The 20,958-nt window shown below is 41.4% G+C and carries 19 protein-coding genes; 1 reads left to right on the top strand and 18 read right to left on the bottom strand.

The window, feature by feature from the left end; all coding sequences use genetic code 11:
• Positions 1-31: 31 nt before the first annotated feature.
• From ACQKKK_RS15055 to ACQKKK_RS15015, 9 genes are all read right to left on the bottom strand, one after another.
• Positions 32-289 carry a DUF3243 domain-containing protein gene (locus ACQKKK_RS15055; RefSeq protein WP_427616947.1) on the bottom strand — a complete coding sequence of 86 codons (258 nt, stop codon included), beginning with the start codon at positions 287-289 and terminating at the stop codon, positions 32-34.
• An 81-nt stretch (positions 290-370) separates the two neighbouring features.
• Positions 371-1,096 (bottom strand): elongation factor P 5-aminopentanone reductase, encoded by a 726-nt coding sequence (gene ymfI / locus ACQKKK_RS15050; protein ID WP_427616945.1) that lies wholly within the window; start codon positions 1,094-1,096, stop codon positions 371-373.
• Positions 1,097-1,115: 19 nt separating this feature from the next.
• Complete coding sequence (gene yfmH, locus ACQKKK_RS15045; protein WP_427616943.1) at positions 1,116-2,402, bottom strand: EF-P 5-aminopentanol modification-associated protein YfmH; 1,287 nt, start codon at positions 2,400-2,402, stop codon at positions 1,116-1,118.
• The gene (gene yfmF, locus ACQKKK_RS15040; protein WP_427616941.1) at positions 2,402-3,682 is read right to left on the bottom strand and encodes an EF-P 5-aminopentanol modification-associated protein YfmF; all 1,281 of its coding nucleotides are present in this window, start codon (positions 3,680-3,682) and stop codon (positions 2,402-2,404) included. Before yfmF ends, yfmH begins: the two co-directional genes overlap by 1 nt.
• Positions 3,683-3,883: 201 nt before the next feature.
• A complete protein-coding gene (locus ACQKKK_RS15035; RefSeq protein WP_427616940.1) occupies positions 3,884-4,843 on the bottom strand; it encodes an ABC transporter permease in 960 nt (319 codons plus the stop codon).
• Positions 4,844-5,887, bottom strand: a complete 1,044-nt coding sequence (locus ACQKKK_RS15030) for an ABC transporter permease (protein WP_427616938.1) — start codon at positions 5,885-5,887, stop codon at positions 4,844-4,846. It abuts the gene before it with no gap.
• On the bottom strand, positions 5,880-7,415 hold the full coding sequence (locus ACQKKK_RS15025; RefSeq protein ID WP_427616937.1) for an ABC transporter ATP-binding protein: 1,536 nt from the start codon (positions 7,413-7,415) through the stop codon (positions 5,880-5,882). The genes ACQKKK_RS15030 and ACQKKK_RS15025 overlap by 8 nt, the downstream gene beginning before the upstream one ends.
• A 202-nt stretch (positions 7,416-7,617) precedes the next feature.
• On the bottom strand, positions 7,618-8,709 hold the full coding sequence (locus ACQKKK_RS15020; RefSeq protein WP_427616935.1) for a BMP family lipoprotein: 1,092 nt from the start codon (positions 8,707-8,709) through the stop codon (positions 7,618-7,620).
• A 156-nt stretch (positions 8,710-8,865) separates the two neighbouring features.
• On the bottom strand, positions 8,866-9,591 hold the full coding sequence (locus ACQKKK_RS15015; protein WP_427616933.1) for a GntR family transcriptional regulator: 726 nt from the start codon (positions 9,589-9,591) through the stop codon (positions 8,866-8,868).
• 308 nt (positions 9,592-9,899) lie between these two features.
• On the opposite strand from ACQKKK_RS15015, the gene ACQKKK_RS15010 reads away from it, so the two are divergent.
• The gene (locus ACQKKK_RS15010) at positions 9,900-10,202 is read left to right on the top strand and encodes a DUF6509 family protein (protein WP_427616932.1); all 303 of its coding nucleotides are present in this window, start codon (positions 9,900-9,902) and stop codon (positions 10,200-10,202) included.
• A 28-nt stretch (positions 10,203-10,230) separates the two neighbouring features.
• On the opposite strand, the gene ACQKKK_RS15005 is transcribed toward ACQKKK_RS15010, so the two are convergent.
• From ACQKKK_RS15005 to dpaA, 9 genes are all read right to left on the bottom strand, one after another.
• Positions 10,231-12,561, bottom strand: a complete 2,331-nt coding sequence (locus ACQKKK_RS15005; RefSeq protein WP_427616930.1) for a DNA translocase FtsK — start codon at positions 12,559-12,561, stop codon at positions 10,231-10,233.
• A 239-nt stretch (positions 12,562-12,800) separates the two neighbouring features.
• Positions 12,801-13,028: a YlzJ-like family protein gene (locus ACQKKK_RS15000; protein WP_427616928.1), complete on the bottom strand. Its 228-nt coding sequence runs from the start codon at positions 13,026-13,028 to the stop codon at positions 12,801-12,803.
• Positions 13,025-13,771: a ClpP family protease gene (locus ACQKKK_RS14995; RefSeq protein WP_427616926.1), complete on the bottom strand. Its 747-nt coding sequence runs from the start codon at positions 13,769-13,771 to the stop codon at positions 13,025-13,027. Before ACQKKK_RS14995 ends, ACQKKK_RS15000 begins: the two co-directional genes overlap by 4 nt.
• A gap of 128 nt (positions 13,772-13,899) precedes the next feature.
• Entirely contained in the window at positions 13,900-15,570 is a 1,671-nt protein-coding gene (locus ACQKKK_RS14990; RefSeq protein WP_427616924.1) for a ribonuclease J, read from the bottom strand.
• Positions 15,571-15,876: 306 nt separating this feature from the next.
• On the bottom strand, positions 15,877-16,746 hold the full coding sequence (gene dapA, locus ACQKKK_RS14985) for a 4-hydroxy-tetrahydrodipicolinate synthase (RefSeq protein WP_427616922.1): 870 nt from the start codon (positions 16,744-16,746) through the stop codon (positions 15,877-15,879).
• A gap of 48 nt (positions 16,747-16,794) precedes the next feature.
• Positions 16,795-18,015, bottom strand: coding sequence for an aspartate kinase (dapG, locus tag ACQKKK_RS14980; RefSeq protein WP_427616921.1), 1,221 nt, complete (start codon positions 18,013-18,015; stop codon positions 16,795-16,797).
• A gap of 98 nt (positions 18,016-18,113) precedes the next feature.
• Positions 18,114-19,172 (bottom strand): aspartate-semialdehyde dehydrogenase, encoded by a 1,059-nt coding sequence (asd, locus tag ACQKKK_RS14975; protein ID WP_427616919.1) that lies wholly within the window; start codon positions 19,170-19,172, stop codon positions 18,114-18,116.
• A gap of 213 nt (positions 19,173-19,385) precedes the next feature.
• Entirely contained in the window at positions 19,386-19,988 is a 603-nt protein-coding gene (locus ACQKKK_RS14970) for a dipicolinate synthase subunit B (RefSeq protein WP_427616917.1), read from the bottom strand.
• Positions 19,985-20,887, bottom strand: coding sequence for a dipicolinic acid synthetase subunit A (dpaA, locus tag ACQKKK_RS14965; protein WP_427617062.1), 903 nt, complete (start codon positions 20,885-20,887; stop codon positions 19,985-19,987). Before dpaA ends, ACQKKK_RS14970 begins: the two co-directional genes overlap by 4 nt.
• Between the last annotated feature and the right edge of the window lie 71 nt (positions 20,888-20,958).

Below are 20,958 nucleotides of genomic sequence, written 5' to 3'. Positions count from 1 at the left end.
AATAATAACAGGGCCTTTGGATTGATATTTTTTACCTTGTTCCATTGTTCTCGACTAACTTGACCATAACGCTTGCCATGGCATGTTTTTCTTGATCGCTTGCGACTGACCAAAGATCAGCAAGTACTTTCTCTTGTTCATTCTGGGGCTCAACTTGCTTCGCAAGGTAATCACCGATTTCGAAAGCCAAGTCGTTAACAGCACCATCTGACAAACCTTGTTGTTCACCTTGATTTAATCTGTCGCCTAAGAAATTTTTCCATTGATCCCAATTGTCTAGTACAGACATGTATGGTCACCCTTTCCTTTCAAAATAGTACATAGATATTTTGTGAAGGAACCAAAGAAATTATACATGTCTAAAAAAAAATCATGTGTACCATCCACCATTTACGCCTAGTATTTGTCCGGTGATATAAGATGACTTGTCAGAAAGCAAATAGTATACGGCCTCGGCGACTTCTTTTGAATTCCCCATCCTGCCCATTGGGATATCACCTTTGATGATTTCCAAATCTTCAGCACTGAAAGATTCGAGCATGGAAGTGGAAATCGCACCTGGGGCAACGGCATTCACCCGGATTCCATTAAGGGATACTTCTTTGCTGAGCGCCTTGATAAAAGCATTTTGACTGCCTTTGACCATGGAATATAATACTTCACAGGATGCACCCGTCTGCCCCCAAATCGATGTGACTGCAACAATAGCAGCCTGTTCTTGATACATCAGCTTCGGAAGCAGTTCCTTTGTTAATTGGAAAGGGCTCGTTACATGCAGCTGAACCATTTCATTTACGATTTTCTCATCCATGTCCGATATGAGCCCATAATAGCTATTGCCACTATTAAGGACGATTGCATGAAGGGCGAAAATATTTTCCGCCAATTTCTTGTAGCCGTCCGGTGTAGCCAGATCCGCTTGAACAGGAATAAGTTCGACTTGATGAGGCTTCAGTTCTTCAATTAGTTCAAAGATCGCTTCTTCATTGCTGTTATAATGTAGATAAAGTGAATAATTCTCCTCGGCGAGCTTTATAGCGATTTCCTTGCCGATTCCTCCGCTGGCTCCAGTAATAAGGGCAAAACGTTTCCCCACATTCCCGCCCCCTTTAATATTATTTAGGATGTACCTGACAGACAGTCATCCGTTCATCGGATATCAAATCCTTGGCAATCTCCCTGATATCTTCAATCGTTAGTTTTTCCAATACCGGTACCACATCGAACAAGTTCATATCATTGAATGCATACCTGGTGAATTGATTCGCTATATATTCCGGCGAATTCAGAGAACGAAGGAAAGAACCGATTTTTTTCTTGATCGTCCTTTGCAGGCTTTCTTCATTCAAGCCGGTTCCGGCTTTTGATTTTTGCAGGATACTAAATAAAGACTCCGTCAACTCATCAGGTTTTGCACTGTCCCCGCCAATTAACGCAAACCCAAAACCTTGCTCCTGAGTATAATCATAAGAGAAGCTTTGATCGATCAACCCTTTCTCGTATAGCTCCTCATGCAATGGTGAACTTTTGCCAAACAGCATTTCCAAATAAATATTGGTTGCCAATTCCCTTTTCAAAAGCTGTAAACCGGATTGATGGACATTGATGGCCTTGATGCCCAGCATTACTTTTGGTGTATGGACATTCATTTTTAAGATTTCTTTATCCTTGGCAACGGTTTCCGGCTCTTGATCAAATTTACGTTCCACCTCAGGCTGTTGGTTGTAGTCTTTATTATTTTGATTATCCCGAATCAGCTTCATGGTACTTTCGACATCTACCGGTCCTACAACGAATAGGAGCATGTTGCTTGGATGATAAAACGTATTATAACATTCATAAAGCATATCTTTCGTAATATCAGCAATGGATTCTACAGTACCAGCAATATCAATTTTCACTGGATGATGATGATACATGTTGGCTATCGTCCCGAAATACAGCCTCCAGTCTGAATTATCATCATACATATTGATTTCCTGCCCAATGATTCCTTTTTCCTTCTCTACCGTCTTTTCTGAAAAGTAAGGCTCCTGGACAAAGTCGATTAAGGTCGTTAGATTCGTATCGAAATCGGACGTGCTTGAAAATAAATAAGCTGTACGGGTGAAAGAAGTAAAAGCATTTGCAGAAGCTCCCTGTTTTGAGAATTGCTGAAAAACATCCCCATCTTCCTTTTCAAAAAGCTTATGTTCAAGAAAATGGGCAATCCCATCGGGTACTTTTGAGAATTCCGTTTGATTCAATGGCTTGAAATGGTTGTCGATTGAACCATAATTCGTCGTGAAAGTCGCAAATGATTTATTGAAGCCACTTTTCGGGAGAATATACACTTCGAGGCCATTATCCATTTTTTCGTGGAAAAGTTCTTCTTTCAATTGAGTGAATGCTATTTTTTCCATTACCCTTGCACCTCCGCTTCTGTTAGGAAATAAATCGTATCAAGCTGAATCTTTTGACCCACTGCAATGATTTCTTCCTTTGTCGTCCGCTCTGTTTTGGCAAACCACTCGTCGAGTGATATATCCTGCCCGGAAACCACATTATGATATAAAATTTCCACAAGTCCTCTCGAAACGTCAATGGTTTCAAGGAGCTGGTTCTTAACGACAGCCTTCGTCTGTGCCAGTTCTTCTTCGGAAAAGTTCCCTTGCTTCATTTCCTTCATTTGTGAATGAATGATTTCCAATGCCTGCTTGTAGTTGGCATTTTCAATGCCCGCCATGACCATTAAGAGACCTTTATGACTTTCGAGCCTTGAAGCTGCATAATAAGCAAGACTTGCTTTCTCCCTGACATTAATGAAAAGCTTCGAATGTGAAAAGCCGCCAAAAATCCCATTGAATAGCTGAAGAGCATAATAATCCGGATCACCGTATGCGACCTGGGTTCGATAACCGATATTCAATTTCCCTTGTTTCACATCCGAATTCTCAATGATTTCTTTTTCCTTTTCCACTTCGTTACCCGTAATCCTTGTCAAACTCACCGGCACTCGTTCTTTTAGTGACACATACTTGTCAGCTAGAGCCCCCACTTCTGATTCATCGATATCACCGATCACATATAAATCGATTTCATCCTCAGTCAGCATTTTTTTATAATAAGCGAAAAGTGACTCAGGGGTTATCGTTTCCAAGTCTTGCAGATTACCGCTCGCTTCTAAAGCATATGGTTCGTTTTTGCACATTTCCTCTACAAGCCTTGTTGCTGAATAACGCATTTTATCATCGGAAATGGATTGAATCCGCTGTTTTAAAGAACGGATTTCATTGGAAACCGTTTTAGGGTCAAAGGCTTCGCCATTCTTCTTCGGATTAAAGATCACCTCTGATAATAATCCAAAAGCCTTTTCGAGAAGCGGCGTTGAATCACTAAGGAATTTTTCATTGACGATATCGATTGTAAAACTTATGATTTGATATTCACCTTTTTTAACGACATCGACATAAAACCCTGCCCCGTATAAATCATCAAGATAAGAACGAAGCTCGGGTGTTGTAGGATATTTACTTGTATTGCTTTGTAACACATATGGCAGCAATGCACGATATGTAACGTCCTCTTTTGTAAGCGGGGCTTTCATCTTCAGCACGAGAGTATTCGTTTTATATTTATCCGTACGGACCACGTGAAGCTTGTAGCCGCTTTTTTCCGTAATTGTATCGGAAGCAATTGACATGAATAATCCTCCTCATTATATAAATCACCTTTATTAGCTTATTGTTTGTAGATCGGAACCCTTTTAAACATCTACTTAAAATATACATGTGAAAGGAAAAATCATGCAAGTTACAGCTACTTTTTTTGTTTTATCAGCCCGATCTTCTGCTTATACAAAAGGAAAAACCGGCCAGCACAGTTTGCTGACCGGTTAAATAGCTTATCTTTTCCCTTTGATGTATGGCTGTCCGGATGCTTTCGGAGCATCTGCACGTCCAATGAAACCTGTTAGTGCAATGATCGTCAGAACATAAGGAGCGATCAAGAGATAAACCGATGGAATATCCTTAAAGAAAGGAAGGCTCGATCCAACGATACTTAAACTTTGAGCCAATCCAAAGAATAACGCTGCACCCATCGCCCCGATTGGGTGCCACTTACCGAAGATCATAGCGGCAATGGCCATGAATCCTTGACCATTGATTGTCGCATGGTTGAATTCATTCGAAAAGATGGTAGCATAAATCGCTCCCCCTATACCACCAAAAGCACCGGATAATAACACGGCGGCGTATCTGATTTTCGTAACATTGACACCCATCGTGTCAGCAGCCATGGGATGCTCCCCCACTGCACGGATCCTTAAACCAAATGGTGTTTTATATAGAACATACCAAACGACAAAAGATATTAGAATCGCTATATATACGATATAATAACCATTTGAGAAAAAGATAGGTCCTATAAATGGAATATCACTTAATATCGGAACATCAATCCTAGGGAATGTTTCTGTGATTCTATCAGTTTGACCTTTGTCAAAAATCAGTTTCACCAAAAACATGGTAAGACCTACTGCCAGCAAGTTGATGGCGACCCCACTAACCGTTTGGTCCGCCCTGAACGTAATGCATGCCACAGCGTGTAGAATGGAAAATAGCAAGCCAGCAATCATTGCGGCTAAGACAGCAAGCCATGGGGTCCATTCTCCAAAAACATCAGCAAGCATTAAGTTGAAAACAATCCCTGTAAATGCACCAATGACCATTAATCCTTCTAAACCGATGTTTATGACACCTGCTCGTTCAGAAAACACTCCTCCGAGTGAAGTAAAAATAAGTGGAGCAGCTAAAGCAATCATAGATGGAATAATAATTTGTAATACTTGGTAAAAGTCCACTTATTTCACCCCTTTCTTAAATCGAGCGGAAATCCAACGAATAAAATAACTGGATGCGACGAAGAAAATAATCAATGCAATGACAATATCTACAATTTCACTTGGTATGCCGGTTTCTAGCGGCATATTTAAGGCCCCTGCTTTTAGTCCGCCAAATAATAAGGCAGCTAGAACAACTCCTATAGCTGTATTCGCTCCTAGTAAGGCCACTGCAATCCCGTCAAAGCCCATACCTGTGAATCCACCTTTGACAGCTGCATAACCAAAAGTTCCAAGACCTTCCATCGCACCAGCAAGCCCTGCAAATGCACCGGAAATAACCATTGAAAGTATGATGTTCTTATTTACACTCATCCCTGCATATTCGGATGCATGCTGATTGAAACCTACCGCTTTCAGTTCAAAGCCCGTTTTTGTCCTTTCAAGAATGAACCACATGATGATGACGCAAATAATCGCTACCACTATTCCCCAATGCATTCGTGAAAAATCGGTTATGCTTTCAAAAAAAGGAGACCTTAGTGATGCTGTATCTGCAATTCTTTCTGTTTTATCCAGCTTGTCAGTCATTACATTCCGAATTAAATAATTCGTTACATATAAAGCTGTATAATTCAACATGATTGAAACGATTACTTCATGTACACGGAACTTCGCTTTTAAATAACCGGGAATAAATGCCCACAAGGCGCCAGCAGCTGCCCCAGCCATGATCGCCAACGGTAAATGGATGATCCTAGGAAGATCAAAAGCGATTCCGACCCAAACTGCCGCCAGCCAGCCAACAATTAATTGCCCTTCGACACCGATATTGAATAGGCCCGTACGAAAAGCAAAAGCTACTGCCAAACCAGCGAGGATGTAAGGAATGATTGTCCTGACGGATTCCCCTACGTAATAAGAATCCCCAATAATTCCATTTATCATGGAGCCATAGCCGGCAACTGGGTCATAGCCGCTTACTAACATGATTATGGCCCCAACGACTAAGCCGAGAATAACTGCTATTAACGGACTAGTTAATTTAGATAAATACTTAGACATTTTGTTTCCCACCTGCTTCCGTCCGTTTACTGCCTGCCATAAGAAGGCCAAGCTCCTGTTCAGTCGTTTCTTTCGGATCGACAATTGCGACGATTTCCCCTTCATATATAACGGCAATTTTATCGCTCAGATTCATGATTTCTTCCAATTCAAATGATATGAGGAGTACGGCTTTTCCTGCATCCCGCTGTTCGATTAGCCGTTTATGGATAAATTCAATCGCTCCTACATCAAGCCCGCGTGTAGGCTGTGCAGCAATCAATAAATCCGGGTTTCTATCAACTTCACGACCGATTATTGCTTTTTGCTGGTTCCCCCCAGAAAGGGCCCTTGCTGGGGTATATTCACTCGGAGTACGAACATCGTAACTTTTAATCAATGAACGGGCTTTTTCAAATATTTTCTTTGAATTCAAGATACCAGCTTTTGAGAAAGGCTTTTGATAGTAGGTTTGCAAGACAATATTTTCCCCTATGCTGTAATCAAGAACCAAACCATGCTTATGCCTGTCTTCTGGAATATGGCCGACGCCTGCTTCAGTGATTTTACGCGGCTTCAGATTCCTGATTTCTTTTCCATTTAGTTTTATGGAACCTGCCGTTGTCTTCCTTAGGCCAGCCAATGCTTCAATTAATTCGGATTGACCATTTCCATCAACTCCGGCAATTCCGACAATTTCTCCTGCATGGACAGTTAAATCCAAGTTCCGAACGGCTGAAACCCCCCGGGAATCCTTTACTTCTAGTCCGCTAACATCGAGAACAACATCAGAAGGGGAAGCTGCCGTTTTTTCCGTTTTAAAAAGAACTTCCCTACCGACCATTAAACTGGCCAATTCGTTAGGATTCGTTTCGTTGACATTCACCGTGCCAATTCCTTGTCCTTTGCGTATAACCGTTACCCGGTCACAAACTTCCATGATTTCCTTAAGTTTGTGTGTAATTAATATGATAGATTTCCCCTCTTTGATAAGGGCTTTCATGATATTAATCAATTCCTTGATTTCTTGAGGAGTCAGTACAGCGGTCGGTTCATCAAAAATCAATATCTCCGCACCACGGTAAAGCGTCTTAAGAATTTCGACCCGTTGCTGCATCCCTATCGAAATGTCGGCAATTTTTGCATTGGGGTCAACACGAAGCTGATATTGTTCTGATAGTTTCCTAACTTCCTCACTCGCTTCCTTTAAATCAATCTTCCCCGCTTTTGATGGTTCTTTTCCTAAAATTATATTTTCCGTTACTGTAAAAGGGTCAACGAGCATAAAATGCTGATGGACCATTCCAATCCCCAAATCATTGGCAATGTTTGGACTGGTAATCTTGACTGGCTTACCTTTCACACGAATTTCTCCCTGCTCAGGCTGGTATAAGCCGAATAAAACATTCATCAAAGTGGATTTACCCGCGCCATTCTCACCTAATAATGCGTGAATCTCCCCTTTTTCAACCTGAAGGGTAACGTTATCATTTGCGACGATGCCTGGGAATTCCTTACGGATATTGAGCATCTCAATTACATATTCCACGTATTATCAACTCCTAAAATGAGTGTAAGTATCTTATTTATTAAATGGATGATCCTACCATATTGATTTTTTTAAAAAACCAAATGAAAAACTACGATCCTATCATAATTTTTCATTCGATATTTTACAGTTTCCAGGAGCAATTGGGGAAAAGAAAGAATAGAGGGCATTTTTGCCTCCCTATTCTTCCATTTATTACAGCTTATAAACCAAGTTTTTCGAATTCTTTATCCGTACCTGGAACTACGAATTCACCTGATTTAATTTTTTTTGTCCATTCATCGACCGCTTTTAAAGATTCTTCAGTTACGTTATCTTTTGTATCAGAAATGCCTACACCATTTTCTTCAATACCGTACTCAATTACTTTTCCACCTGGGAAGTTTCCTTCTTTTGCTTTGGCAGAAAGGTCTTTAACTGCAATATCAACACGTTTTATCATAGAAGTTAAAGTAACGTTGTCGTCTGTTCCAGGAACAGCTCCTAATTTAGCTTGGTCACTATCTACACCGATAACATAGATTTCCCTTTTAGGATTTTTTTGCTTTTGCTCGACAGCTTCAGTAAATACACCTTTTCCAGTTCCGCCAGCAGCATGATAAATGATATCGATGCCTGAAGAATACATGGATCCTGCAGTTGATTTACCGATGTCAGCTTTATTGAAATCTCCGGCATATTTAACTTCCACTTTCGCATCCGGATTTACGGATAAAACACCAGCCTTAAAGCCAACTTCGAATTTCTTGATTAATTCAGATTCAACTCCGCCGATAAAACCGACCTTATTTGTTTTCGTTTGCAATCCGGCAATTACACCTACAAGGAATGATCCTTGCTGCTCTTTAAAATTAATGCTGGCAACATTCTTTTTATCAACAACTGTATCAACGATAGCAAAGTTTGAATCTGGACGCTGGTCAGCCACTTCACCGACAGCTTCAGCTAAAAGAAAACCGATACCATAAATAAGTTTGTAATCTTCACGTACAAGCGTATTCAAGTTTTTAGCGTAGTCGGCATCAGATTTGGATTGCAGGTAGTTATAGCCATCTTTACCTTTTTCCAAACCATTGTCCTTACCGAATTCCTGAATTCCTTTCCAAGCGGATTGGTTGAACGACTCGTCATCCACGCCGCCAGTATCAGTTACCATGGCAACCGTGAAGTTATCTTTCTTGTCTTTCCCATTTGAAGATTCTTTATCATCCTTCTCTGAATTACCACATGCTCCCAATAGCGTACCTGTTGCAAGAACAAGTGAAAGAGCTAGGCCTAATTTGCGCTTTTTCAAATTTTATCCCCCTAATATACATAGTTTTTTGAGCAGAAATGTTCTGAAAAGTCATTCATGTTGGCGTTTTCACATCTCGTTATTTTTTTTTGCATACGTTTGATCAATTTTTACGGAATCGAAACAAACGCTTGCACCCGTATGCCGAGTTAAGGGCTATACACGTTTACGAAGGACATGAAAACTGAACATATTGGCTTTAAAGTAGTTAACAGAATACAGGATAGGCTGGTCCCAATCATCCAGATGCATCTGCTTTAGAACGAGTAGTGCGGCTTCTGGCGAACATTTAAGGATAGGAGAAACTTTCTCATGATATCCAATAGGCTCGATCTCTGCTACGGCATGCGTAATTTTTCGATTCGCATCTCTTTCCAAAATATCAAAAAGAGACTCATCATTACGGTCAAAATTTTCTGATAGTATTGATTCAGGAATTTTGTCAACACAGTAGACAACTGGTTCGCCATTCGCTGTCCTTACACGTTCGATGATGACGATGCGTTCATCTGGTGAACAAGAAAACCTGTGTACATCCTCTTCTGTAGGTTCTTGGGCCGTAGAGCTTAAGAAAATCGTACCCGGCTTCATTCCTGCCTCTTCAATCATGTTCGTGACACTTTTTAATTGCTCGATACCTGAAGTGAAGCGAGGTTTTGGATTGACAAAGGTCCCAACTCCATGGCGGCGAATGATAACGTTTTCTTCTTCTAAAATTCGCAGCGCTTCTCGAAGTGTCGCCCTACTCACTCCCAATTTTTTTGCAAGATCGAATTCTGAAGGGAATTTTTCATTTTCCTGATAGACTCCTGCTTCAATATCCTGCTTCAGGTAATCAATGACCTGCAAATATAAATGTCGACTATCTGATTTTATTGACATACAGTTTCCCCCAGCTAATTTCTTAAGACATCAGACCTCTGATGTTGAATCATTCCTACTAATCGAAAATAATATAACATTTTTTTAGATATAAATAAATAGTGTTTTACTATTTACTTTAAAAGAATTTAGGAGAAATTACCCTCCTCTGTGTCTTTCAATCTAGGAATAGCCGCGGAATTAGTACGATTATTCTCCTAAATCAGATAAATTTTTTTTTGAAAATGCAAGATGAATCCAGCCAGCTTTCTTTTCAAGGCACCATTTTCCTGTATAATAAGATTTATCTTCTTTGAAGGGATGTACACATGATGTTAAAGATTACAGAATACACGATTGAAAAATTGAATGATCCATTCGGAATTTTATCCGGGGAGCGTTACGAGTTGTTCTTGGATATTGAAGTGCCGGAAGAGGATGAGCTCTTTTCGGAAAATGGTTTATATATCCGGGTGCTTTTTGTAGTGGAAGAACAAATAGGCAAGCTGATTAAATATGATATTTTTGAAAAAGGGAACGAAGGCGCACTCGAATTCGATTTAGAGGAAGATGAAGAAGCGATGATTACCGACTTCTGTCTTAAACATTTAGAAGAGGCGATGAATAATTAAAAAACCGGGCAGCCGCCCGGTTTTTTTTCTATGATAAATGCGCTTCATCCTGTTCATCTTTAGTGACTAATACATTTCGTGGCTTACTGCCTTCATATGGACCGACAATTCCCCTCGCTTCCATTTCATCAATCAATCTTGCTGCCCGCGTGTAGCCAATCCGGAAACGGCGCTGCAGCATGGAAACGGATGCGGTCTGCATTTCTATGATCAAGGACACGGCATCCCCGTATAAACTATCTTCGACTTCACCATTTGAAGTTTCTGCAATTTCATCCGGTATCATCTCTTCGTTATATTGGGCTTTTTGCTGTGAAATGACATATGTGACAACTTCCTCGACTTCATTGTCGGATAAAAAGGCCCCTTGGACGCGAACGGGTTTAGAAGCTCCTGCAGGGAGGAAGAGCATGTCACCCCGTCCTAATAGTTTTTCGGCTCCTCCCATGTCCAGGATCGTTCTCGAATCGGTCATTGATGAAACACTAAAAGCAATCCGAGATGGGATGTTCGCTTTAATGACCCCTGTAATAACATCGACGGAAGGCCGCTGAGTGGCTATTATCAAATGGATGCCAGCAGCCCGTGCCATTTGCGCAAGTCGTGTTATGGCATCCTCAACATCATTTGAGGCGACCATCATCAAATCTGCCAGCTCATCGACAATGACTACGATATAGGGCAGGAGCGGTTGCTTGGCATCTTCTTCAATGTTATATCTGTTAATATAATCGTTGTAACCTTCAATATTACGCGTACCAGAATGAGAAAATAGCTCGTAGCGCCTTTCCATTTCACTGACTACTTTTTGCAAGGCCTGTGCAGCTTTCTTTGGATTTGTCACTACAGGTGCGAGTAAGTGGGGAATTCCATTATAGACATTAAGCTCGACCATTTTTGGATCGATCATCATCATTTTCACTTCATGCGGTTTTGCCCTCATCAAGATACTCGTGATAATTCCGTTGATACAAACGGATTTTCCGCTGCCTGTAGCTCCAGCTACTAGTAAATGCGGCATTTTATTGAGCTCCGCCTTAACCGCTTCACCAGAAATATTCCGCCCTAGGCCTATTTGCAGTTTTGCGTCAGGCTTGTCAACTTCTTTGGCCTCCAACACTTCCCTTAATGACACCATCGCCACTTCTGAGTTAGGAACTTCAATTCCTATAGCCGATTTACCGGGTATCGGCGCTTCGATCCTAATATCCTTTGCGGCCAGTGCAAGGGCTAAGTCATCGGAAAGGCTGACAATCTTACTTACCTTCACCCCTACATCTGGATGCACTTCATATTTGGTTACGGCTGGTCCTAAATGCACTTGAGTGACCCTCGCTTTTACTCCAAAGCTATGAAATGTGCGTTCAAGCTTTGCCGCATTTTCATGGATCAATTGGTACTCTCCGCTTTGGTCCGTTTTTTTGGGCTGTAATAATAATGAAAGCGGCGGTAAAAGATATTCTTTATTTTCCACTTCAGTAAAATTCATAGCCGGAGCGGCATCATCCTGCTCTTCTGCACTTTCAGCTGCAGGTTCCGTCGCAACGGGAATTACTTCGGTTTCGTCGCTATAGGCTTTATCAGCAAAGCTGGAAATGATCCGTTCCGTCGCCACTTGCTGTGTTTCCTCTTCTTGATGAAGGGGCTGATCCGTTTCTTCCTCCGAATCTTTTTCTCGTTTCTTCTTTTTAACGGGATTTTTTTTCTTTTCTTTTTTGTCTTCATTCCACGTTTTCATATCATCCCTGAATTCAGACCATTGCTTAGTGAAAAAACCGCCAAGACCCATGAAAAACTTCCCGAGGGTTTCACCTAAAGTTTTCCCGGTCAATAGTACAGCACCTACAATGATAAAAAGGAATGAAATGATTTTCGATCCAGCTTCGTCGAATAAAAAGTATGAGGAAGCAAATAATATCGCTCCAATCATACCGCCCCCGAGGTCCTTTGTGCTGGCCTTGCCGGTCACTTCCATCCAAAATAGTTCCCATGTATTCGAAATGACGCTGGGCTTCGTAAACGGGCCTCCATCTGCAAGCATGTTAAACAGCGTCACATGACTTAGTAAGAGCATGCTCGCGACAAGGAAGTACAACCCGATGAATTGCCGTTTTAACAGGTAAGGGACCTCCCTCCTTATCATCAAATAAAACCCTGCTGCAATCGCTCCCAACAAAAAGAGGATATACCATTCCCCCATGAAGAAGCGGATTAAAAAGACCGTCCCATTTCCAACTGCTCCTAGCTTGGCAATGGCAATGATGGCTAACCCTATTAAAGTAAGGCCGATCAATTCATATTTAAGCGTTAGTTTTAACTTCTCTGTGCTTTTCTTTTTTCTGCGTTTCTTTTTTGCCATAATATCACCTGATTCTTCATGAAACTATTCTAACTTTCCTATTCAACATCACAACATGATTTCCCTTCACGAAACAAACGTTCGCTTTCCGATTATACCAAAAAAATATGTCCCTGTCCTTGATATATGTACCATTTCTTCTTAAGGCTGACAATTTGCCAGTATAATGAATAAAGCAGCCAAGCGGCTGCTGATTATCATTATAGTATATCATAATTTACCTCAGTTAGTCGTTTTTACTAGGTATTCATATGTTCGAACACATTGATGACAGCTCCCGGCTGAATGTGTACATTCATATAATCTTCAGGCTCCGTGCTCACAATTCGATCAATGCGAAAAGTGCGTCCACCGTCATATTCAACCATAACATGTACACCATTATAAATCATTTCTATTAAGTTTGCCGTCTTCTCATGGTGATGTGGGAAAATGACATCATCAGGAACGATTGTATAAAGCGTCATTGCAGAAGCCCCTTCTCTTCCCCGGCTATTTTTGGCCTTCTTTCTTCCATGAAGCTATTTAGTTTTCTCATGGCCTGGCCCACTCCTCCTACATCATCAATCATACCTATTTCAACTGCCTCGGCCCCGATTACATTCGTGCCTATATCACGGGTTAAATTTCCTTTAGCAAACATTAAATCCTTAAAACTTTCTTCCGTAACATTGGAGTGCCGCGTAACAAACTTAATGACTCTTTCCTGCATTTTATCCAAGTATTCAAAGGTTTGAGGCACGCCAATGACTAGACCTGTCAAACGAATGGGATGAATCGTCATCGTTGCTGTCTCTGCTATATAGGAATGGTCACACGAAACTGCAATCGGTACCCCGATTGAATGACCGCCCCCAAGGACAATCGAGACGGACGGCTTGGACAGTGACGCTAGCATTTCTGCGATGGCTAGTCCCGCTTCGACATCTCCTCCCACTGTATTTAAAATGACAAGCAGCCCCTCAATATTGGGATTTTGTTCAATTGCCACAATTTGTGGAATAACATGTTCATATTTGGTCGTTTTATTTTGAGGCGGCAGCTGCATATGTCCTTCAATTTGTCCAATTATCGTCAAGCAATGGATTTTTGAGTCCTGAGATAGTTGCGGGACATTAGTAGCCCCCAGCTGCTGGATCTTTTCGACTAAAGTTGAATTCTTACCTTCCTGCCGGCCTTCATTTTCATTTGGTAATGGTGCATTATCCACTATGCCAACCCCTTTCTTCTAAGCCTATAGCTTTATTATGTCTCGAGTCTCGGACTTCATTCTTCAAGTTATAAGAGGTTTGAATCGAAAAAAAGAACCCCTGATTGCTCAAATCAGGGATCCTTTACTTAATATTCCATGATGATTGGTAAAATCATTGGACGGCGTTTCGTTTTTTCATAGAAGAATTGGTTTAATGCATCACGCATTTCCTGCTTCAACGTGGACCAATCGAAGGGTTGGCGCGAGCCATTTTTTTTCACGATTTCGCTTACTATTTCAGTTGCTTCCCCAATCATTTTTTCTGATTCGCGAACATAAACGAATCCCCTTGTAATGATTTCAGGTCCTGCTGCAATGCTTTTATCCTGACGGTTCAATGTGACAACTACAATCAATATGCCATCCTGGGATAACAAGCGCCGATCACGAAGAACGATATTACCCACATCTCCAACACCACTGCCATCTATCAAGATATTTCCTGCAGTAACTTTGCCGGATAGACCCATTTTATTGCCCTTTAGTTCGATGACATCACCCTTTTCGGCAATTATGATGTTTTCCCGTTTGATTCCCGCGGCAATCCCAACTTTTTGATGGGCATATAATTGGCGGTATTCCCCATGTACAGGGATAAAGAATTTTGGATTCATCAAATTGATCATCATTTTCAGTTCTTCCTGGCTGCCGTGCCCAGTTACGTGCACTTTATATTTATTAGCAGATACCACTTCCGCACCTACCCTGTACAGCAAATCGACGGTTTTTGATAAGATAAGTTCGCCGCCCTGTAGTGGTGATGCACTGATCAAAACTGTGTCTCCCTTTTTGATCGTTACCTGCTTATGAGTCTGTTTTGCCATTTTTTGAAGTGCTGCAATGGGCTCCCCCTGATGACCCGTCGATAACACGACGATTTCACGATCGTCATACTGGCTAATTTCATTAATTGGGATGATCAGCTCTTCTTCGACCTTCAAGTAGCCAAGATTCAAGGCTGTTTCATAAACACGTTGCAGACTTTTTCCTACAACTGCAACTTTCCTGCGACTTGCAGCCGCTGCATTGAAGACATGTTGAATCCGGTTGATGTTAGAAGCGAAGCACGCAACGATGATCCTTCCGGAGGCAGCATGGAAAGCCTCTGTAATATCTCTGGCCACAACTGCTTCTGATGGCGTATAACCTGGCCTCTCAGCACCCGTACTATCCGAAAGCAAGCAAAGGACACCTTCTTCACCTATACTAGCCATTTTACCGATTTCCGGTTTATAAAGACCGGTCGCCGCTTGGTCGAATTTGAAATCTCCTGTGTATACGATTGCACCTTCACGCGTGTGGATCACGATTCCGACAGAATCGGGGATGCTATGGTTAGTCCGGAAAAAAGACACGGCTGCTTGAGGGAAACTTAAAAGAGAATCGGAATCGATTTCAGTAAATGTTGCTCTGCCGTTAAAGCCATCTTCCTTTAATTTGGTCTTGATTAAAGCAAGTGTAAGCTTTGTTCCATAAACAGGTACCGGTAAGTATTTCAAAACATAAGCAAGCGCTCCCATATGGTCCTCATGACCATGTGTAATGAATATCCCCTGCACCCGTTCCTTATTATCCATCAAATATGATATATCAGGAATAACCGCATCGATTCCCAGCATTTCCTCTTCTGGTAGCATTAACCCTGCATCAAGAAGATAGATGTCCTCATTCACCTCAACGACATACATATTTTTACCAAGTTCCCCTTGTCCTCCAAGAGAAATGACTTTTATCCCATTATTTTTATCTTTACCCAATCGAATATCCTCCTTAAAAAATCCCGTTCATAATTTCCCAATGATTTCATTATAACTGATGTTCAAAAAACATGACAACACTTACCATTTTCAAAAGGGACTTTTTCTTTTATTCATAAATAAAAATTTTTCATGTATGTACTGGACATTCATCCCATGTACTATTCGAATGGTTTTATCCTCTTTCGATCGAATATTGGAGGAAATCGCAATATTCAACCAAAACACGGAAAATATATCCTATTTCAAATACATCTTTATGTAAAAACAAGCCAATCTTCAACGATCAGCTTGTTCCGTGTATTTTTATTTTTTTAATACCGAGGTTAAAGCAAGGCGCTCCTGCTCCGTCAATTGCACGATTGGAAGTCTGACCGATCCAACGTCAATTCCATATAACTGAAGAGCTGTTTTGACAGGTGCCGGGCTTGGCGCTGAAAACAAACCTTTAATAAGCGGTAACAGTTCCTGATGCAGCTGAGCCGCCTCTTTCAGGTTACCACTGATGAAAGCCTCCACTATTTTCTGCAACTCATTACCAGCAATATGTGAAGCAACCGAAACTACACCCACACCGCCAATCGCTAGTACAGGCAGTGTTAAAGCGTCGTCCCCACTATATAATGCAAAATCATCATCTGTTCCTGCTATGATTTGAGACATAGCGTTTAAATCCCCGCTTGCTTCCTTCACGGCTACGATATTAGAAATTTGTGAAAGACGGATGATCGTTTCCGGTTCAATGTTAACCGAAGCGCGCCCAGGGATATTATATAACATAACAGGGAGAGTGGTACTGGCCGCAATAGCTTTAAAATGCTGGTACAGACCTTCTTGATTCGTTTTACTATAATACGGGGCCACCAGCATAATCGCATCGGCGCCATTTTGTTCTGCTTTTTTTGTCAACTCAATGGAAGCATACGTATTGTTGCTTCCTGTACCCATAATGATGGGCACACGTTTTTCAACCACCTTAGAAACATGACGCAATAATGCGATTTTCTCCTCCGAAGATAAAGTTGGAGATTCCCCTGTTGTTCCCGAAAGCACAAGAGAATCCGTTCCATTCGTCAATAAGTAATTAACCAACTTAGTCGTTTTTTGAAAATCTACATTTCCCTTGCTATCGAAAGGGGTGACCATTGCGGTTGATACTCTACCAAATATCATCATCTAACACCTCTTTATTTTTTAAAACCTTTATTTATTGAAAAACCATGATTAACGGACTTCATGCAGTTGAAATGCATCGTGCAGTGAATTAACAGCTTCAATTAAATCTTCTTCTTTTACGAGTGCCCAAATAGTCGTATGGCTGTCCGCAGACTGAAGAATGGCAATTTCCTTCTCGGATAGCGCTGTGACAATCTTCGCTGCAACGCCTGGCACTCCGTTGATGCCTGCACCGACTACGGAAACTTTGGCACAATTTCGTTCAATGACCGGTTCATGACCAAGCTCGGCCAAAATCGCGAGGGCTAGTTCTGTCATCTCTTCCGAAACCGTATAAACCACGCCATTTGGATAAATATTTATAAAATCCACTGAAATGGAGGCATTGGCCATTGCTTTAAAAACTTCTGCCTGTAGATTGTATTGATCTTTTTTCGCACGTACTTTGATTTGAGTGATTTTTGGAACATGGGCAATCCCAGTTACAAGCCTCTCACGTATGTCACTACCTTGGCTTTCCTTGTTCACACTTGTAACAAGTGTCCCCAAACCTTCGCTGTATGTTGACCTTATCCGAATCGGGACTTTGGCCTGCATGGCAATTTCAACAGCTCGCGGATGAATCACTTTCGCCCCTTGATATGCCATATTGCAAACTTCCGTATATGAAACGATTGATAATGGACGAGCTTGATCGGCAATACGTGGATCTGCCGTCATGATTCCTTCCACATCCGTAAAAATATCGACCCGCTCAGCTTGCAAAGCCGCACCTAATGCAGCTGCTGAAGTGTCACTTCCACCACGACCAATAGTCGTGATATCCCCATTTTTTGCCGCTCCCTGGAATCCTGCTACAACGACAACATCCCTTACTTCCAGTTCTTTCATGAGACGGTCACATTTCATTTCAATTATTTTCGCACTGGAATAGTCGGAATTCGTCAAGAACCCCGCTTGAGCTCCAGTATAGGCGACGGCTTCAATACCGTGTTCCAACAGCATGTTCGTAAATAAGACAGAAGATATCGTTTCCCCTACTGACATAAGTAAATCCTGTTCTCGTTTTGAAAGGTTGGCTTTTGCTCCATTTACTAAAGAAAGTAAGGTATCCGTTGCATAAGGATCGCCTTTTCTTCCCATTGCTGAAACCACAACCACCACTTTATACCCTTCTTTGAGTGCCTTTTCAATATGCCCTTTTGCAAATGAACGGCTTTCCTCATCACGGACAGATGTTCCTCCGTATTTCTGGACGATAATTTTCATAATATGCACCCCAAATATAAGCCAGCTTCCCGATTAGGGAAGCTGACAAAAGCTCTCTATCCTATTGAAAATTATTTTTCAAATTCATTAAGAATAAATTATTCCTTAACTGTAACCAAACCTAATTTCAAAAGGCTTTCAGCAATTTGAACAGAATTCCAAGCTGCTCCTTTTAATAGATTATCGGAAACCACCCATAAATGGAAGCCTTTATCTTCATCCAAATCTTTGCGGATCCGACCGACGAATACATCATTCTTGCCGACGGATGAAGCAGGCGTTGGGTAAATTTGTTGTTCCGGTTCATCTTCTAACACTATTCCAGGTGCCATCCGCATTAAATCTTTGATTTGGGACGCCGCTACGCCTTCTTTTTCAACTTCAATATAAACAGATTCTGAATGACCTGTTACAACAGGAAGCCTTACGCATGTTGCAGCTACTGGAAGGTCATGCATATGCATGATTTTCTTTGTTTCATTGATCATTTTCATCTCTTCGAATGTGTACCCATTATCTTGGAATTTATCGATTTGAGGAATGACGTTAAAAGCGATTTGATAATGCTTTTCGTCCCCTTTTACCGGTAAAATTTTCGGATCTATTTCTTTTTCATCAAGCAAGTCTCGAGCTTGTTCTTTTAATTCATTTATCGCTGCAGCCCCTGCACCCGAAACAGCCTGATAGGTAGAGACGACAACTTTTGATAATCCGTATGTTTGGCGGATAGGTTCTAATGCCACAACCATTTGGATAGTTGAACAATTCGGGTTCGCAATGATCCCATTATGCTGTTTCAAGTCTTCTTCGTTTACTTCAGGCACGACTAGCGGCACATTTTCATCCATGCGGAATGCGCTGGTGTTATCCACTACTATTGCTCCGCGTTTCACTGCTTCTGGAGCCAATTCCCTAGACACGCTTCCTCCAGCACTGAATAAAGCGATATCGATGCCTTCAAAGCTTTCAGGTTTTGCTTCCTGCACTTCGATTTCTTCGCCCTTAAATCTAAGTTTGATTCCAGCGGAACGAGCAGATGATAAAAAGATGATTTTCTTAATCGGTAAGTCTCTTTGTTCGAGTGTTGAAATCATTTGTTGTCCTACTGCTCCAGTTGCTCCCACAACTGCAATACGCAATCCCTGTGTCTCAGTCATTTATACATACTCCTTTTCTATCTCTTAAAATTAGTTAATAGTTGGATTTACTCTTCTTGTTCAGAATATCATTTATTTTATCACATTAACATTCCAAAGGGTCGGACTTTAACAAAATATTCTGGTAGTGGAGTGGTTTTTTATAACTTCACCCTACAAAGTTATGCATATATGTCAGTCATTAGAAAGCGGGAGCGTGCCTGAAGACTTGTTTTAGTCTAAATCATCCTTGAACCTTTCGACGATGACCGGTTGAATCTGTTCCCTTTCCAGTGCCGCAACGATCGTATCCCTTAACATGCTCATCCTGGCAACCATGGAACTTGGTTTTCCCATTGGATTATCCTGGCCATATGGAACAAAATAAATATCTTTTGCTGCCATCAGCCTCATTAGATTGACACCATTTAACCCAAGTGCATCATTCGTTGATATAGCGACCACAACTGGACGGTGATTTCTCATCGTCGCTTTTGCAGCCATAAGTACAGGCGAATCGGTAAGAGCATTTGCCATTTTACTCATTGAGTTACCCGTTAAAGGAGCGATCACCATGCAATCAAGTGGCAATTTAGGCCCTAATGGCTCTGCTTTGACGATTGTATCAACGACATGATTCCCCGTCAATTTTTCAATCCTTTCGATCCAGTCCTCGCCCTTTCCAAAACGGGTTTCCGTGTTCTGGACAGTAGATGTTACGATTGGAATGACTTCTGCCCCTTCGTTTACAAGTTTTTCTATTTCAGGAAATACTTCATCATATGTGCAATGTGATCCTGTTAATCCGAAACCGATCCGTTTCCCTTGGAGACTCATAGTTTTTTCCCCTTCCTTTTCATGAACTCGCCTTGAATCAATAGTCCCAGTGCATTTGCTAATATCTGACCAGCTGTTTTCGGGGCAACTATACCCGGTAGGCTCGGTGCCAACAGCGCTTTAATTCCCCTTTTTTCAGCGTAACGAAAATCCGTCCCCCCTGGTTTTGAAGCAAGGTCGATGATTAATGTATGAACGGGCATATTAGATATAACTCTTGCGGTAATTATCGGAAAAGGAATCGTATTGATACATATATCAACATTTTTCATTTCTGCAGCAAGATCATTTAAATGAAAAGGGGTTAGTGCCATTTCACTGATCCTCGCAATATCTTCGGTTTTTCTTGCCCCCACCTTGACTTTTGCTCCAAGGGCCTGGAATGACCGGGCTACACTCATACCGACCCTTCCCAGTCCAAGAACGGCTACATTCGATCCATGGATAGTAAAATCCGTATGTTGAATGGCCATCATGATCGCACCCTCTACAGTGGGAATGGAATTATAAATAGCCACATCATCACGTTCGAACAATAGCACGAGTCTGCGATCCGCTTTCTTAAATATCCCATTGAGGTAATCGTTACTGATTCCTGCATAAAAAGTGCAATGTGCAGGAGTCTTTTTTATCATTTCTTCAGTCAAAACAACCTCTTCACTGGAAAAGATCGTTTCCACTTTTCCATCTGAATCCGTGCCCCGGACAGGTAAAATAACTGAATCAAGTTCCTTGAAATTTATATCTTTCATTTTTTCCTTAACCGCACCGGTAAAAGCATGGTCGAGCTGTTCAAACCCTACCAATAATAGCTTCGCATCAAGCTCCGTCAGTTTACGGACAACTTCAAGCTGACGCGCATCTCCACCAATTACAGCGATTTGCATGCCTGTGAGCATTAAAACCGTCACCTTCTTTATATAAAAGATCCTAAACATTCCTCGCCTCATGATAAACTTCTCTCAAGAAG

The sequence above is a fragment of the Peribacillus sp. NPDC006672 genome (assembly GCF_050274955.1).
In the GTDB taxonomy this organism is placed as follows: Bacteria; Bacillota; Bacilli; order Bacillales; family DSM-1321; genus Peribacillus.
This window is presented reverse-complemented; position numbering and strand designations above follow the sequence as displayed.

What these genes read in the sequence shown, in the direction of transcription:
- ACQKKK_RS15055 (WP_427616947.1), bottom strand. Translation starts at nt 289, where the DNA reads ATGTCTGTACTAGACAATTGGGATCAATGGAAAAATTTCTTAGGCGAC.
- yfmH (WP_427616943.1), bottom strand. Translation starts at nt 2,402, where the DNA reads ATGGAAAAAATAGCATTCACTCAATTGAAAGAAGAACTTTTCCACGAA.
- yfmF (WP_427616941.1), bottom strand. Translation starts at nt 3,682, where the DNA reads ATGTCAATTGCTTCCGATACAATTACGGAAAAAAGCGGCTACAAGCTT.
- ACQKKK_RS15030 (WP_427616938.1), bottom strand. Translation starts at nt 5,887, where the DNA reads ATGTCTAAGTATTTATCTAAATTAACTAGTCCGTTAATAGCAGTTATT.
- ACQKKK_RS15015 (WP_427616933.1), bottom strand. Translation starts at nt 9,591, where the DNA reads ATGTCAATAAAATCAGATAGTCGACATTTATATTTGCAGGTCATTGAT.
- ACQKKK_RS15010 (WP_427616932.1), top strand. Translation starts at nt 9,900, where the DNA reads ATGATGTTAAAGATTACAGAATACACGATTGAAAAATTGAATGATCCA.
- ACQKKK_RS15005 (WP_427616930.1), bottom strand. Translation starts at nt 12,561, where the DNA reads ATGGCAAAAAAGAAACGCAGAAAAAAGAAAAGCACAGAGAAGTTAAAA.
- ACQKKK_RS15000 (WP_427616928.1), bottom strand. Translation starts at nt 13,028, where the DNA reads ATGACGCTTTATACAATCGTTCCTGATGATGTCATTTTCCCACATCAC.
- dapA (WP_427616922.1), bottom strand. Translation starts at nt 16,746, where the DNA reads ATGATGATATTTGGTAGAGTATCAACCGCAATGGTCACCCCTTTCGAT.
- dapG (WP_427616921.1), bottom strand. Translation starts at nt 18,015, where the DNA reads ATGAAAATTATCGTCCAGAAATACGGAGGAACATCTGTCCGTGATGAG.
- asd (WP_427616919.1), bottom strand. Translation starts at nt 19,172, where the DNA reads ATGACTGAGACACAGGGATTGCGTATTGCAGTTGTGGGAGCAACTGGA.
- ACQKKK_RS14970 (WP_427616917.1), bottom strand. Translation starts at nt 19,988, where the DNA reads ATGAGTCTCCAAGGGAAACGGATCGGTTTCGGATTAACAGGATCACAT.
- dpaA (WP_427617062.1), bottom strand. Translation starts at nt 20,887, where the DNA reads ATGCTCACAGGCATGCAAATCGCTGTAATTGGTGGAGATGCGCGTCAG.